Here is a 15,575-nt window from a genome sequence, read left to right on the forward strand (position 1 = left end):
CATAGAAATAGCAAGGCAAGTGGTATGTTGCCCCAAGTAAGGGGGGAAGCAGGTCCGAATAGAGGGGAGTTAAATGGAGAGAAAGATGTATACGGTTTTTTTTTGCATAAACCTTTTTTATTATGAAAATTCTTGTTTAAATTGGAAATACCAAATATAAACTTGGATGAAAGCAGTATTTTTATCTTTCGCTTTATTCTGTTGCTTTTTTGCATGGGGACAAGACCGTTTTGTTCTGAAAGAAAAAAAGAAAGCTAAGTTCCCATTTCTGTTTGTGCATAACTTGGTAATCATCCCCGTGAAGGTCAATGGTTTTGCCATGAATTTCCTGTTGGACACAGGAGTCAAAGAGACCATGATATTTGGAGAGACGCTGAAATCTATTGATAGTGCCGTTTTCGTGAATAAATTTCAAGGCCTGGGTAAGGACGAAGGCTTGGACGGTTATTTGTCCGTGAACAACAGTGTTAGCGTAGCCGATGTTTATGAAGATAATGACCAGCCTATCTATATCCTTAAGAATGCTCATATTGATATTTCTACCCGAATAGGCGTTGAAGTAAACGGCATTATGGGTAGTCGTTTTTTTAGTGATCATGTTGTTGAAATGGATTTTTTGAAACATAGAATCACTGTATATCAGAAGGGCGAGGATCCCAAGGGGCTCGCTAAAATGCATCGTATCCCGCTTGATATTTTGAACAGTAGGCCTTATATTCCTGTTGCTTTTAATCAGGATTCTGCAGACATTGAAGGGCGTGTACTGATCGATATGGGCAATAGTGATGCCTTGATGTTAATCCCTTCCAAATTAAATAATTTTACGATCAAACCACCTTTTATCGATGATTATATTGGACAGGGATTCAATGGCGAGATCTATGGAAAAAGAAACCGCATCAAATCCCTGGAATTGGGACCATTTAAAATGAATTATCCGTTAGTGGCCTATCCTGAATTGAGCTCGACGCAACATGCAACATTTGTCAATGAGCGCATCGGTTCTGTTGGAAACGAACTCCTGCGTAGATTTAAAGTAATTTTCGACTATCCCAATAATGCGGTTTATCTTCTTAAAAATAGAAACTTTGATAAATTTTATTACCTAAACATGAGTGGCCTTGAAATTATCCATGACGGTATAAAATATGAGAAAGAGGAGGTTCCTGTTTACTTAAAGAAAGATGGTGGAACCGAGATCCGGATGGATAACAGGGTGCAGTATCGATTTGTCCTTAAAAACATGTATAAAATCGCAACTGTCCGGACAGCTTCACCAGCGGCAATTGCTGGATTACAACCTGATGATAAGCTGTTGAAAATCAATGGGCGATCGGCTTCTTCCTATTCCCTCGAAACGATTCATACCCTTTTCAAATCAGAGGAAGGTAAAGAAATGAAATTTAAGATTGAAAGAGCAGGAAAAGTGCTTGAATATACATTCTTGTTGAAAGATCCATTGCCTTTTAATACAAAATAAAATTTTGAAAAGTAAGTTGATCTTGCTTATCTTTGCCCTCGATATTAATTTGCAAACAATTTAAAGACGAAGAACTATGTTGGTCTCCAGGATTAAAACAAAAAGCGCTTTTGCAGCAAATGGATTTGCTGAAAGCATTCTTCGTGCTTTTCTTCACCTATAACGTATTCTTTACGAAATGAAAAAAGCCCGAAGATCATTCGGGTTTTTTATTGCCTTTTATTTTCTGTTTTGCCAGCTTATGCACGTCATGTTTTGGCGATCCATGATATTGTCACTGCCTTTAGGTAGATCAATTCGGTAGGACTGGAAGTGTTTTGTTCATTCGAGAGACTTGTTAAATTGAGAGACTTGTTCAATCTGCAAACGCCTAACCGTCGCCGTTGGTAAACAGCTATTTTAGAAAAGAGATTCCCGAATGTTTTTAGATCGCCTATTCCTAAAACGGATAAGGCAATATGTTACATTATTTTTAAGAATATGGGAAGTAAATTATCGGGGAAAGACCTTGTTAAAATTGGTTTTCCTCAGCATAATATTATAAATGTAGCCTTAGGGCTAATCACACGCCACCGAAGAGGAGAAAAGAAAGAAAATATCCTTTTGGAAGCGAAGAAGGTGCTGGAAGCACCTGAAAAATTCAGAGAAGATGCAGTTTGGGCCAAGCTTGCTGAAGGCCTTATTCAACCGGCTGAAGTGCGCAAGCAACAGCTAAATAAGCAAATGGCTCCTTTTACCATCTTTGGTGAAAATGAAATTGATGAGCAGGCCAAAAGGCAGCTGTATGAGGCTTTGAAGCTGCCCATCGCCTGCAAGGGGGCATTGATGCCAGACGCACACATGGGCTATGGTTTACCTATTGGCGGCGTACTGGCAACGGATAATGCTGTAATACCTTATGGGGTAGGTATGGATATAGGCTGCCGGATGAGTTTATCGATCTTCGATCTACCGGCAAGTTATTTCAAAGGACGGGAATTCCAGCTGCGGAATATACTGAAGGAAAATACCAAATTTGGCATGTACGATACACATCGGGAGAAACAGGATCATGCTATTTTTAGCCGTCCAGAGTTTAAAGCTATCCCTTTGTTGAAATCACTGTTAGACAAAGCTTATAAACAATTTGGGACTTCGGGCAGTGGAAATCACTTTGTCGAATTCGGTGTGGTTGAGTTGCATCGCGTTCGCGCGGAGTGGGGCATTAGTCCCGGAGCTTATCTAGCGGTTTTGTCACACAGTGGGTCCCGTGGTTTGGGCGCTAATATTGCTAAACAGTACACAGCTTTAGCTGCAAAGCAATGCCCTTTGCCACGCCAGGTACAACATTTGGCATGGCTGGATCTAGACACTGAGGCAGGACAGGAGTATTGGCTGGCAATGAATCTAGCTGGTGATTATGCGCAGGCTTGCCATGCGGATATCCATAGACGTTTGGCAAAGGCATTGGGTGAACGCCCTGTGTTGACCATTGAGAACCATCATAATTTTGCCTGGCGGGAAATGGTCGATGGCAAGGAATGTATCGTGCACCGTAAAGGGGCAACACCTGCAGGACAAGGGGTATTGGGAATTATTCCGGGCTCTATGACGGCACCGGGTTTTATTGTTGAGGGGCGCGGAAATCCATTGAGTGTACAATCGGCTTCACATGGCGCTGGACGTATAATGTCCCGTGCAGCCTGTAAAAGTAGCCTCACTAAAAGTGCCATGCTCAACGAACTGGAGCAGCATGGTGTGGAGCTAATTGGCGGGGCGCTGGATGAAGCACCACATGCCTACAAAGATATCCATCGTGTGATGGGCTTGCAAAATGAGCTGGTTAATGTATTTGGGACATTCAGTCCGAAGATTGTTCGTATGGATAAATAAGACGGGATGGAAAAGTATATTTTAATTACTTCGGGACGGGGTCCTAAGGAGTGTAATTTAACTGTTCAACTGGTGTTCGAAAGGCTATTGAAAGAGTCGGATCAATATGCTATATCGATCGAGACGATGAGGGAGGAGAAAATAGACGGACTTCCATGCTCATTTGTCCTAAAATTGACGGGCGCAGAAGTCGAGCTATTCAGGGACCGTTGGATAGGTACAATCTGCTGGATTTGTCAAAGCCCTTTTCGACCAAATCATCGACGTAAAAATTGGTTTGTAGAGGTGAAGGATTGGCATCCGGTAAAAGGCGCCGCAAAAATGAGTCTAAAAGATGTGCAATTCAAAGCAATGCGGAGCAGCGGTGCTGGTGGACAGCATGTAAATAAAGTGAGCTCGGCTGTTCGCGCAACCCATCTTCCTACAGGATTGATGGTGCAGGTAATGGATACTCGTTCTCAATTGCAAAATAGAGAAATTGCTGTTTCGCGTTTGGAAGAACAGTTGATAGCGCTCGAACGATTGCAAAAGGCTACAGCGGAAAATCAGCGATGGAAAGACCAGATTGCAATTAAAAGAGGTAATTCGAAGCGTATTTTCCTTGGAACCAAATTTAAGGAACAGTGATCAATTGAGAATAGGCTAGCCATTGTGGCTAGCTGATCTTTTATATCTGGAAACGCTTGTTTAAGCCCTGGTCAGCTGTGATCAGGGCTTAATTTTTTACCTGACGTAGTGATTTCATTCTATTATAAGAGTTATAAGAGTACGATAAAGGGGGGATTTGATGCCTGTTGGATAGCCTATTTTTCAATTAGCCAAGTCTAGTAGCTATAATTTAACATTTGATGTTAAGATGTGGGCAATACTGGTTAATATACTCTTGTGTTGTGCTTTAATATTTATATAAATTGGCTCAGTAAAAACATTTTAAAACTAACTCTTAGAAACTAACTTATGAACAAAAGAAGTATTGCGATACTGGCATCCAATATACTAGTATGTTCTGCGCTCTACGCTCAAACAGCACTCAAAGGAAAGGTAGTGGATCAGGATGGGAAAGCCATTCCGGGCGTTTCCGTATCTATTAAGGGCGGCCCAGGCACACAGACAGGTGCTGATGGCAGTTTTTCGTTGATCCACACCAATGGAACTATCTTAAATGTCAGTGCGATAGGCTATCAGTCAAAGCAAGTACAGATTAATAATCAAACCGTCATCAACGTCACGCTGCAATCCCTTACGGAAAATTTGGATGAGGTCGTGGTAACTGCCCTTGGAATTACACGGGAAAAAAAATCCCTGGGATATGCCACCCAGAACGTAAGCGCAAAGGAATTGACCGACGCCGGACAACATAGTCTTACCGGTGCATTGGCGGGCAAAGTGGCCGGTGTTCAAGTAAATCAATTTGGAGGTGCTATTGGGTCTTCAGCGCGGATTTCTATCCGTGGAAATACCTCATTACAAAAGGATCAACAACCGTTGGTCGTTGTAGATGGTATTCCAATTACAAATGACGCGCAACGCACGGGTGATAATACATACACCGGTGTGGATTACGGATCTGGATTGAATGATATTAATCCGGATGATATAGAGAGTATCAACGTCTTAAAAGGAGGCGCGGCAGCAATCTATGGTATGCGTGCCGGTGCCGGTGTTATTATGATCACTACAAAATCTGGAAAGCGTGGTGAAAATGGTGTGCAAATTTCCTATGACGGAAATTTTTCTATTGATCGGGCTGCCAATTTACCCAAATACCAAAATTTATATGGTCAAGGATCTCGGGGAGATGAATACAGTTTTAAAACTAACGGCGACGGATTATCGTATCAAGATTACGTTTTGAAAAATTCGTTCAGCTATTTGGATGGAACCGGAAATGACGGAGTTAACGACGGAATTGATGAGTCTTGGGGGCCTCGGATGGATATGGGATTATTAATCCCACAATTCAATAGTCCTGTTGTGAATGGGGTACGACAAGCTACGCCTTGGAATTCCAATAAAAATAATGTGAAAGAATTCTTCCAAACGGGTTTTTCTCAAAATCATAATATTTCGTTGCTGTCGAAAACAGATCGTTCTTCGACTCGTGCTTCCATTTCTTTTAGAGATCAGCGAGGAACAGTTCCCAATACAGACCAGAAAAAATATACTGCACAACTAAATAACGATTACAAAATCAGCGATAAAGTTTCATACGACATCATGACTAACTTTACACGTACTGAAAGTAATAATTTGGTAATGCAGGGCTATGACAGTGCAAATCCAATGAATGGCTTGATCTGGTTTGGCCGACAAGTAGACATGCAGGACCTGAAAAAAAATTGGGATCAGCGCGATGCACAGGGAAATTACACCTATTACAATTGGAATTCATCCTATCATATGAATCCGTTTTATACAATGCACGAATCCCAGAATGCGCTTAAAATGAACCGTATTTTTGGAAAGACATCCTTGTTTTATCAGCCCTTTGATTTCCTAAAATTTGAAGGTAGGGTTGGACTGGATTATTACAATACACATATTTTTGAATCGACATACTTCAATTTTGATAATAGGGATGGTAAGTTCAATGAAACAAAAAATAGTAATTCGGATTTCAATGCAGATTTTATCGCAAACTTCAACAAACAATTTGGAGATCTTAGTTTAACGGGAATTTTAGGTGCAAATTACCGGGATTATCAGTTTGAAACAAATACCCTCGGAGCAAAAGCACTTAATGTATTGGGTGTTTATACAATCACCAACAAAATTGGTGATGCTTATACCTTTATGGATCATGCCAAAGGCCGGTCCAATTCTTTGTACGGGCAGGCCAATTTAGGTTGGAAAGATCAATTGTACTTAGATTTGACCGCACGTAACGATTGGTCCTCAACCTTAAAAAAATCATTTTTTTATCCTGCAGCAAGTTTGAGCTGGATACCAACGTCTAGTTTTGAAGGGTTAAAAAGCGATTACCTCAATTTTTGGAAGTTACGATTTAACTTGGTGAAAGTGGGGAATGCGACCCGTCCGTATCAAAATGGGAATTACTATTATGCACAGACAGATGCTTTTAATAATCTGGCTCAGATGTACAAAAGTATGACCTATGCTATTGAGGGCTTGGAGCCCGAGGCGATTACATCCTACGAAATCGGAACTGAGCTTGGTATGTTTAAGGACCGATTGCACCTGGATCTTACTTACTATCAAAAAATCAATAAAAAACAATTACTTTCTGTCCCCACATCAAATGTTGTTGGCTTTAGTAACATCTTCTTAAATGCTGGCGAAATCAGAAGTAAGGGAATTGAAATTCAGTTAAGAGGTGATATCCTCAAACGGGAAGAGGGATTAAATTGGACCACAACCGTCAATTTCTCCAAGGATAAAAATAAAGTCGTCGAACTGTATCCTGAATTGGGTTTGAACGATCTTAGATTAGGCTGGACATGGGGTATATCCAATATGGCATCGGTTGGGCGACCATGGGGCACATTGGTCGGACCGGGTTATGATCGTGTGGAAGATGGTCCAATGAAAGGAGCAATAAAAGTAGGGTCTAATGGATTGGTATCAAAGCCGCTGGACGCTCAGGCTATTGGTAATGTAGTGCCTGATTTCCTAGCATCGATGCGCAATGATTTTACCATTAAGGATTTTAGATTTGGATTTATGCTTGATTTCAGAAAAGGTGGGGACATCTGGTCGCAAACTATGTCTCATGGTTATACAACCGGTATTGCTGAAATCACAGCTAAAGATGGTATACGCGAGCGGGCGATCATTGCGGGTAAAGATGTAATGAAAAATGAACGATTCGCGATGAAAGTTGGCGATAATTGGGTTGAAAATACCATCGAGACAAGCGCGCAGGATTGGTATGAAAATGGTGGTATTGCGGAAATGTATGTTTTTGATGGTTCGTTTCTGAAATTGAGAGAGGCCTATATTACTTATAATTTGCCAAAACATCTTTACAGTAGAATCAAGGGAATTAAACGTGCACATGTTTCTCTTACCGGAACCAATTTGGCGCTGCTTTGGGTACATAAAACCAATACCATGCGTTTGGACCCAGAAGGTGGCGGGGTCTCAAGTGATTCACGTGGTGTAGGTTTTGAACAAGCCTCTGTCCCGAATTCAAGAAGTATAGGTCTTAAGCTTGGTTTTACATTTTAATCCTTTTACAGAATTTAAAACGTACTAAAACAATTTATGGTTATGAACACTTTTATAAAAAAACTAAAATATACGCCCCTTTTAGCAATGCTTTTGGTTTCAGGATGTACCAAAAATTTTGAAAAAATTAATACCGATCCAGATGCTTTGACAGATGTTCCACCTCGGAATATGTTGGTAAATGTGCTGCGAAATGCTGCCGATCAATTTGGAGGTGACATAGACGGTTATGGCACCTTCGCGGGATATATTGTCAAAATTCAATATCCGGACAATCTATCAGGATTGATACCAACCAATAACTCCTATGGCAATCGTTGGGCAGCATGTTATTATAATATCACACAGATGAATGATTTGCTGAAGAAAACGGATGATAAAGCCGCTGGTTTTAAAAATACTCGAATTGTAGCCCGTATATGGAATAATTATATGTGGTCCTACCTTTTGGATGGTTGGGGCGATATCCCATATTCAGAGGCTTTTAAAGGGCGTCCTGAAGACGGTTCTATTTTGAAAGCAAAATATGACAAACAGGAGGATATTTTTCCGGCGGTATTGGCAGATCTTAAAACATTGGCAGATGAACTTGCTGCTGGTATTGGTACCGATGAAATTGGAGAGTATGATATTATATACGGAACAAAAGAAACAGGGCCTGATGCTTTAAAGGCTCAGATGTTGAAATGGCAAAAGTTTTGTAATTCACTTCGTTTGCGGATGGCGACGCGTATCTCTTCCGTAGCCCCCGCTTTAGCGAAATCTACTATTGAGGAAATTGCTGGAAATAGCGCTAAATATCCATTAATTGAAACAAATGCGGAAAATTGTGAAGTAGCTTTCCCTGGAACCTTACCTTATATGGAACCTTGGTACGAATCCGGTATCAATGGCAATCGTCTCAATAACTGGGGGATGTTTGATATTTTTATTGATCATTTAAATAACACAAAAGATCCAAGAATTGCATCAGTTGCACGGAAAAATAATGAAGGTAAGTATGTGGGGTTTGTAAATGGTTCTTTGACGAATCCGTCTCCACTGAGTTCGATTTCTTGGATTGGTGAACACTATATTAACGATCCTGCTGGAGCAGTTCCTTTTTATAGGGCTTGTGAAACCTATTATATGCTGGCAGAAGCTGCTTTATCGGGGTATAATGTTGGAATATCGGCGAAAGAGGCCTATGAAAAAGCAGTTACCCTATCGATGGAAGATAATAATATAGCCGGGGCGGCTATTGCCACATACCTCGCAGGATCAGGTAAATTTGATGGAACCAAAAATCGCATTTATTGGGATATGTGGGTAGCCTTATTTAAAGAAAATTACGAAGCTTGGAGTTTGTATAGAAGAACGGGTATTCCTAGCACAAATTATCCTTCGAAAATTCAGAATTTTGAAACCCCTCATACTGACCAACCATGGCGATTACCGTATCCAAATAATGAGTATTTATATAATACTGAGAATGTTAAAGCCGCCGAAGCAGGGACTGTCGATTACAACTGGGGTAAAAGATTGTGGTGGGCAAAAAATAATGGAAAAAATTAATAGGCCTATAGTTAATATAAAAATCAACCTAATTTAATTTTAATAGAACAGCAAAGCTCTGATCATTCCTGATTAGGGCTTTGCTCGTTTTTACAATTAAACATATCAAGCCATCCATTGAAAAGAATTTTTGGGCGATCACCCTATATTTGAATAGGTATCAGTCAGCTTTGCGTACTAAAATAACAATTAAAAGATTTTATTCAATATCGAGAGGAAAATCCTCTTTCCATATTTTCTTCTGCTAAACGCTTGAAATGTAGAAAATAATTTGTTGAAATACCATGATAATTAGTATCTTTAGGATGAACGATCCAATATGCAATTGTTCAAACTAAAATAAACTTAAATGCTGTTCATACTATCGTTGGAGGGTTTTTGCCGACAGATTATGGACGGTGGAATTTCAAATTTCGATGATATGATAGATTCTCCAGGCTTCCTTTTTCGGGAGGCAATCAAGCATGAAAAACCCCTACAGGTAGTCGGAACCATCAATGCAAATCATGCACTTTTGGCTGAACAAGCTGGTTTTAAAGCCATATATCTCTCCGGAGGCGGTGTTGCCGCCGGCTCACTCGGTATACCTGATTTGGGTATCACAACGCTTCAGGATGTATTAATCGACGTGGAGCGCATAACCAATGTATGCAAGCTCCCTTTAATGGTCGATATTGACACCGGTTTTGGACCTTCCGCCTTTAATGTTGCGCGTACGATCAAGAGCCTGATCAAAGCGGGAGCTGCGGCCGTACATATGGAAGATCAGGTTGGGGCCAAACGTTGTGGTCACCGGCCGGGGAAGGAACTGGTTTCGAAAGATGAGATGGTCGATCGCCTCAAAGCGGCGGTGGATGCCCGGACAGATCCGCATTTCGTTATTGGCGCGCGCACGGATGCGCTGGCTTCAGAGGGATTGGAACGTGCTTTGGAACGTGCTGTAGCCTATAAAGAAGCAGGAGCTGACTTTATTTTTGCAGAAGCCGTACACAATCTGGATCAATATATGCAATTCAGTAGAGCTACTGGACTGCCGATACTTGCTAATATTACAGAGTTTGGGCAAACACCCTTGTTTAATCTTGATGAACTTCGCCACGCGGATGTGTCCATTGTGCTTTACCCTTTATCTGCATTTCGTGCAGCCAATAAGGCCGCAACCGATGTGTACCAACATATCCGGAAGGACGGCGGTCAGGCTGCAGTAATCGATCGCATGCAAACACGTGATGAGCTATATCGGAGCATAGATTATTATGCGTACGAAGATCGCCTGGATAAATTGTTCAATACTAAATCATAAGAATTTCAAACCGCGTGACCGAGTGTATTTTTACTATCGAGGATACGCTCTTCATACATAATATATTCCGATGAAAGAGACAAACGACACTGGTTTTAAACCCAAAAAAAGCGTAGCACTTTCTGGTGTTCCTGCCGGAAATACAGCCTTGAGTACTGTTGGAAAAAGTGGTAATGATCTCCATTATAGGGGCTATGATATTTTAGATCTGGCACATCAGGCCTCCTTTGAGGAAGTTGCCTATCTACTGATCTATGGAAGCCTGCCTACCCAGGCGCAACTCAGCACTTATCAAAGCCAGTTGCTCAGCCAGCGCGGCTTGCCCATCACGGTACAACAGGTGCTGAAACAGCTTCCTTCTACTGCCCATGCAATGGATGTCCTACGTACTTACGTCTCCTTTTTTGGAAGTGTGAATCCAGAAAAGGAAAATCATGGACTGGCAGGAGCCAGGGACATCGCCAATCGTCTGATGGCTTCTATGGCCTCAGCCTTACTCTATTGGTATCATTTTAGCCAAAACGGGCGCGAAATTCAGGTCGAGACCGACGACTCTACCCTGGGCGGGCATTTTCTACACCTGTTACACGGCAAGGTGCCATCCGACTCCTGGGTACGGGCGATGCAGATTTCACTTAACTTATATGCTGAGCACGAGTTTAATGCATCTACTTTTACGGCCCGGGTAATTGCGGGGACGGGATCTGATATGTACTCTTGTATTGCCGGTGCAATCGGAGCGCTGCGTGGTCCCAAACATGGTGGTGCCAATGAGGTTGCTTTTGAAATCCAGAGCCGCTATGCCAATGCCGATGAAGCCGAAGCCGATATTCGTAAAAGGCTGGAAAATAAAGAAGTTATCATAGGCTTCGGACATCCTGTCTATACGATATCGGATCCCAGGAATCAGGTCATCAAACAGGTCGCTAAAGAGCTATCCGAAGAAGCGGGGGATATGACACTTTACCTGATTGCCGAACGCTTGGAAAAGGTAATGTGGGAAGAGAAACGGATGTTTCCAAATTTAGATTGGTATTCCGCGGTTTCTTATCACCTGATGGGAATTCCAACGGAAATGTTTACGCCACTGTTTGTGCTTTCACGTATCACGGGCTGGTCTGCTCATGTATTCGAACAACGCCAGGATGGAAAAATCATTCGGCCGAGTGCAAATTATATCGGACCCGAAGATAGGCCTTTCGTGCCCATCTCCGCGAGATAGTGTGATAAAGTGTATAGCATAAAAAAATAAAACGGAAAGAAGTCGTTTGCATCTCGCATTGAAGAAACAGCGCTGTGTTTTTTTGATCATTGATGCAGGTGCGTCCAGAAAAAATAAATTGAAAAGAACAACAGCCTTATAAGAAATAAAATAATGAGTTCAACGATATCAAATGAAAGACCACAGCCAGATCAGGTTCTGGTGGCTATTGTGGATTACGTGTTAAATTACAAAATCGAAAGTAAAGTTGCATGGAATACAGCTTTTTACTGTTTTCTGGATACCATCGGCTGTGGTTTGGAAGCGCTGACCTATCCGGCCTGTACCAAATTACTGGGGCCTGTTGTGCCCGGTACGATTGTTCCCAATGGTGCAAAAGTACCCGGAACGAATTATCAACTGGATCCGATACAAGCGGCATTCAATATTGGTACAGTCATTCGCTGGTTGGATTTTAACGATACCTGGCTGGCTGCGGAGTGGGGACATCCATCGGACAATCTTGGAGGTATTCTGGCTACTGCAGACTGGCTGAGCAGAACACAGATTGCGAAAGGGGAGAAATCCCTAAAGGCAAAACAGGTGCTTGAAGCGATGATTATGGCACATGAGGTTCAAGGCGTATTAGCACTTGAAAATTCCTTTAATAAAGTGGGATTGGATCACGTAATTTTGGTAAAGGTTGCTTCGACAGCCGTTGTTGGTAAGCTTTTGGGCCTCAGTCGGGACGAATTGCTCAATGCGGTTTCATTGGCTTTTGTCGACGGACAGGCTTTGCGTACGTATCGTCATGCGCCTAATACAGGTAGTCGTAAATCCTGGGCCGCTGGAGATGCAACTTCGCGTGCGGTACGCCTTGCTTTAATTGCAAAAACGGGTGAAATGGGGTATCCATCGGTGTTAACAGCACCGGTATGGGGTTTCTATGACGTTTCATTTAAAGGCAACCCATTTAAATTTCAGCGCGATTATGGCTCTTATGTGATGGAGAATATCCTATTCAAGATTTCTTTCCCTGCTGAATTTCACGCACAGACCGCTGCCGAAGCGGCAATGCAATTGCACCAGCAGTTAAAGGATTTTGGGAAAAGCAGTGATGATATTGAACGTGTTACCATTCGTACACATGAGGCCGCAATCCGAATCATCGACAAGAAGGGGCCGTTGCATAATCCGGCCGATCGGGATCACTGTATCCAATATATGGTTGCTGTACCCTTAATCTTTGGACGTCTGACAGCGGAGGATTATGAAAACCATATTGCACTGGACCCACGTATTGATGCACTGCGGGACAAAATTTTCTGTGTTGAAGATCCTCAGTTTACAATTGATTATCATGATCCACAAAAACGGGCGATCTCAAATGCCCTGACGGTGGTATTAAAGGATGGAACAGTATTGCCGGAGCTGGTGGTGGAATATCCGATTGGACATCCGAGACGCCGGCAGGAGGGGATTCCTAAATTGATCGAAAAGTATAAAACGAATCTTGCCCGTGTATTTTCTGAAAAACAGCAAAAACAATTGCTTGAGGTGACTTTGGATTACGATACCTTCATTGACCTGGATGTATCCGAACTAATGGATCTCCTTGCCCGCTAAATAAAAATGTCATTGATCGATAGCAGGCAAACTATCGATCAATGACTTTCTCAGAGATCTTATTTAATTGAACGATTTTTAGCTAAATACAAATGACTTGTTTGATCTAGATGTTTCATGCTAAAATGCTTCCGCTTCATTTAAGAGTTGTTTCCTGGTTATTCGAGAGCGCTGTCCGATACACAATGTTTCCTCGTGAACTTATAACTGTTTCAATCTAGGATTTCTTTCCTGGCCAATTTGAATCAAAACCTGTATAAAATTTAAAATTCCTGTCAGCACGTTCGATTAACGAACGGGGGACTTCCCATTGTTCACCCAGGTGTAGAAATGACTGGCATTCCTGTACAAAAACAGGAAGGCTTGTAAGGTCGATATGGCCAAATACACCACCGGTATGTGCTGCATAGCCTACACCGAGGATAGAGCCGATATCACCATCAATGGGTTGTTCCAATACACCTTCTTCGAGACAACGGTAGCTATCAAGGGCCATGACATGAAGAAGTCTTTTTTGTATTATTCCAGAGGGAGGGGATTCTCCTGATGTAGGTAGTGCGGGGTTCTGCCAGACTGTTTTCGTTCTGGAAGCTGCATCATAATCATAGAATCCATGGCCGGATTTTCTACCTTTTCTGCCATTTTTAATCATTTTGCTTAAATGGGCATACGCACGTCGCTGACTATTATGCAATGCTGGAAACTGATCATAGACATGCAGCATCAGTTCCAATGAAATTTCATCGAGTACTGCTAATGGACCGACAGCAAATCCGGCCTGTATGGCTTCGTCTTCAATCTGACTTGCCGGAATGCCTTCCAGCAACATGGTGATGGCCTCCAGTAGGTAATTGAAGAAAATACGGGATGTAAAGAATCCGGGGCCATCATGTACAACAATGGGAATCTTACCGAGGCGCAAAGCGATTGCAATCGCTTTTTGTAATGTTATTTGATCGGTCTGAGTACCGCAGATAATTTCGACCAATGGCATACGATCTACAGGGGAGAAGAAATGCATACCGATAAAATGCTCTGGCCGATCCGTTGCCGCAGCCAAAGTTGTAATGGGCAACGACGTTGTATTGGATGCGAAAAAACCATTTTCGGCAAGATAGGGAAGGCTTTGTCGGGTTACTTCGGCTTTTAACTCCAGGTCTTCAAATACCGCTTCAATAATAAGATCAGCATCGACAAGATCAGCAACCTGGTCACTGGGTTGAATATTGGCTAAAAGCGTCTGTTGTTGTAAGCTATTTATCTGGCCCTGTGCAAGTAATTTATCACAAAGTTTGGCAGAATAAGCTTTTCCCTGCTCCGCCTGAGTTCTGTTCACATCTTTTAAAACAACGGAAATGCCTGCTCTGGCGGCTTCATAGGCGATGCCGGATCCCATCATACCTGCACCCAGGATGCCTATTTTTTTGATTGCATAGGTGCCGAGTGATTTGATACGGTCACGATGTTGTGCCTGTAGTATGCCTTCATACAGTGTCCTGACCATGTGCAGCGGTTCAGGGGCATTTAATACCTTATGATATAGCTTTGCCTCGGCCTCCACAGCTTCTGTTAAAGACAGCGATTGGCTTGTTTTTAATAACTGTACAACCGCATTGGTGCCGGGTAACAATCCTCTTGTTTTCTTTAAAACAATAGTGCAAGCTTCTTCAAATTCGGCGGAGACTGCTGTTGGGCTGGAGGTGGAAATGCTGGTTTTTGAATTTTCAAGAATCCAGTTCTTTGCCAGCACTAGGCTCTGCTCGCTATCTGTTGTTACCTCATTCACCAAACCCAGTTCAAGAGCCTCTTTGTTTGAGATCAGTTTTGCTTGGGTCAACAGGTTCAACGCTGCAGTAGAACCTACAAGTTGAGCTAAGGTAATGGTCGTCGCAAAGCCGGTAAATAGGCCGAATTTACTCTCTGGAAAGCCCAGTTTTATCGGTGGACCTGCAATACGGTAGTCTGACCATAGCATCGTTGCTAAACCGATGCCCGTGCAGTTGCTATCCAAGATCGATACAATAGGTTTGCCCAAGGTCTTCCATTGCAATGCCTTCCAAGTGGTTTTCTGTATGATCTCGGGATCGAGTTGACCATTGGAAACCTGATCAAATAATCGGATGTAATCAGTCTGCTTGTTGTTTAGCGGACAGGTATAGATCAATCCGCGGACTTCTTTTTCATTTAGTACATGAGCCACCAAGTCGACAAACTCCTGTATACGGTCAAGGATTGTTGACTCCTCGGTCGCTGCATCTGCCAATGGTTTTATGGTGACAATATGTTGATTGTCCTGTTCGATATGAAAAAATGGGTGTACCTGATAAGTCATTATGCTGAACTGCTTTTTG

Annotated in this window: 9 protein-coding genes; 8 read left to right on the forward strand and 1 reads right to left on the reverse strand. The window is 42.3% G+C overall.

The window, feature by feature from the left end:
- Positions 1 to 166: 166 nt before the first annotated feature.
- The 8 genes from ACK8HY_RS04435 (at position 167) to ACK8HY_RS04470 (ending at position 13,224) form a co-directional block, all read left to right on the forward strand.
- Positions 167 to 1,480, forward strand: coding sequence for a PDZ domain-containing protein (locus ACK8HY_RS04435; RefSeq protein WP_077434945.1), 1,314 nt, complete (start codon positions 167 to 169; stop codon positions 1,478 to 1,480).
- Positions 1,481 to 1,960: 480 nt separating this feature from the next.
- On the forward strand, positions 1,961 to 3,352 hold the full coding sequence (locus tag ACK8HY_RS04440; RefSeq protein ID WP_416132896.1) for an RtcB family protein: 1,392 nt from the start codon (positions 1,961 to 1,963) through the stop codon (positions 3,350 to 3,352).
- A 6-nt stretch (positions 3,353 to 3,358) separates the two neighbouring features.
- On the forward strand, positions 3,359 to 3,979 hold the full coding sequence (gene prfH, locus ACK8HY_RS04445) for a peptide chain release factor H (RefSeq protein WP_416132897.1): 621 nt from the start codon (positions 3,359 to 3,361) through the stop codon (positions 3,977 to 3,979).
- 330 nt (positions 3,980 to 4,309) lie between these two features.
- Positions 4,310 to 7,540: a SusC/RagA family TonB-linked outer membrane protein gene (locus ACK8HY_RS04450; protein WP_077434939.1), complete on the forward strand. Its 3,231-nt coding sequence runs from the start codon at positions 4,310 to 4,312 to the stop codon at positions 7,538 to 7,540.
- A 42-nt stretch (positions 7,541 to 7,582) separates the two neighbouring features.
- Positions 7,583 to 9,094, forward strand: a complete 1,512-nt coding sequence (locus ACK8HY_RS04455; protein ID WP_139351064.1) for a SusD/RagB family nutrient-binding outer membrane lipoprotein — start codon at positions 7,583 to 7,585, stop codon at positions 9,092 to 9,094.
- A 349-nt stretch (positions 9,095 to 9,443) separates the two neighbouring features.
- Positions 9,444 to 10,397 carry a methylisocitrate lyase gene (gene prpB / locus ACK8HY_RS04460; RefSeq protein WP_254846196.1) on the forward strand — a complete coding sequence of 318 codons (954 nt, stop codon included), beginning with the start codon at positions 9,444 to 9,446 and terminating at the stop codon, positions 10,395 to 10,397.
- 70 nt (positions 10,398 to 10,467) lie between these two features.
- Entirely contained in the window at positions 10,468 to 11,619 is a 1,152-nt protein-coding gene (prpC, locus tag ACK8HY_RS04465; protein WP_077434937.1) for a 2-methylcitrate synthase, read from the forward strand.
- Between the two features lie 153 nt (positions 11,620 to 11,772).
- Positions 11,773 to 13,224 carry a bifunctional 2-methylcitrate dehydratase/aconitate hydratase gene (locus tag ACK8HY_RS04470; protein WP_077434935.1) on the forward strand — a complete coding sequence of 484 codons (1,452 nt, stop codon included), beginning with the start codon at positions 11,773 to 11,775 and terminating at the stop codon, positions 13,222 to 13,224.
- A 217-nt stretch (positions 13,225 to 13,441) separates the two neighbouring features.
- Here ACK8HY_RS04470 and ACK8HY_RS04475 read toward each other — a convergent pair whose 3' ends face one another.
- Entirely contained in the window at positions 13,442 to 15,556 is a 2,115-nt protein-coding gene (locus ACK8HY_RS04475) for a 3-hydroxyacyl-CoA dehydrogenase NAD-binding domain-containing protein (RefSeq protein ID WP_416132898.1), read from the reverse strand.
- Positions 15,557 to 15,575: the final 19 nt, after the last annotated feature.

It is taken from the genome of Sphingobacterium sp. NGMCC 1.201703, from assembly GCF_047784615.1.
Taxonomy (GTDB): domain Bacteria; phylum Bacteroidota; class Bacteroidia; order Sphingobacteriales; family Sphingobacteriaceae; genus Sphingobacterium.

Bases quoted from the DNA above. Each gene is read 5' to 3' on its own strand.
- ACK8HY_RS04435 (WP_077434945.1), top strand. From the start codon at position 167: ATGAAAGCAGTATTTTTATCTTTCGCTTTATTCTGTTGCTTTTTTGCA.
- ACK8HY_RS04440 (WP_416132896.1), top strand. From the start codon at position 1,961: ATGGGAAGTAAATTATCGGGGAAAGACCTTGTTAAAATTGGTTTTCCT.
- prfH (WP_416132897.1), top strand. From the start codon at position 3,359: ATGGAAAAGTATATTTTAATTACTTCGGGACGGGGTCCTAAGGAGTGT.
- ACK8HY_RS04450 (WP_077434939.1), top strand. From the start codon at position 4,310: ATGAACAAAAGAAGTATTGCGATACTGGCATCCAATATACTAGTATGT.
- ACK8HY_RS04455 (WP_139351064.1), top strand. From the start codon at position 7,583: ATGAACACTTTTATAAAAAAACTAAAATATACGCCCCTTTTAGCAATG.
- prpB (WP_254846196.1), top strand. From the start codon at position 9,444: ATGCTGTTCATACTATCGTTGGAGGGTTTTTGCCGACAGATTATGGAC.
- prpC (WP_077434937.1), top strand. From the start codon at position 10,468: ATGAAAGAGACAAACGACACTGGTTTTAAACCCAAAAAAAGCGTAGCA.
- ACK8HY_RS04470 (WP_077434935.1), top strand. From the start codon at position 11,773: ATGAGTTCAACGATATCAAATGAAAGACCACAGCCAGATCAGGTTCTG.
- ACK8HY_RS04475 (WP_416132898.1), bottom strand. From the start codon at position 15,556: ATGACTTATCAGGTACACCCATTTTTTCATATCGAACAGGACAATCAA.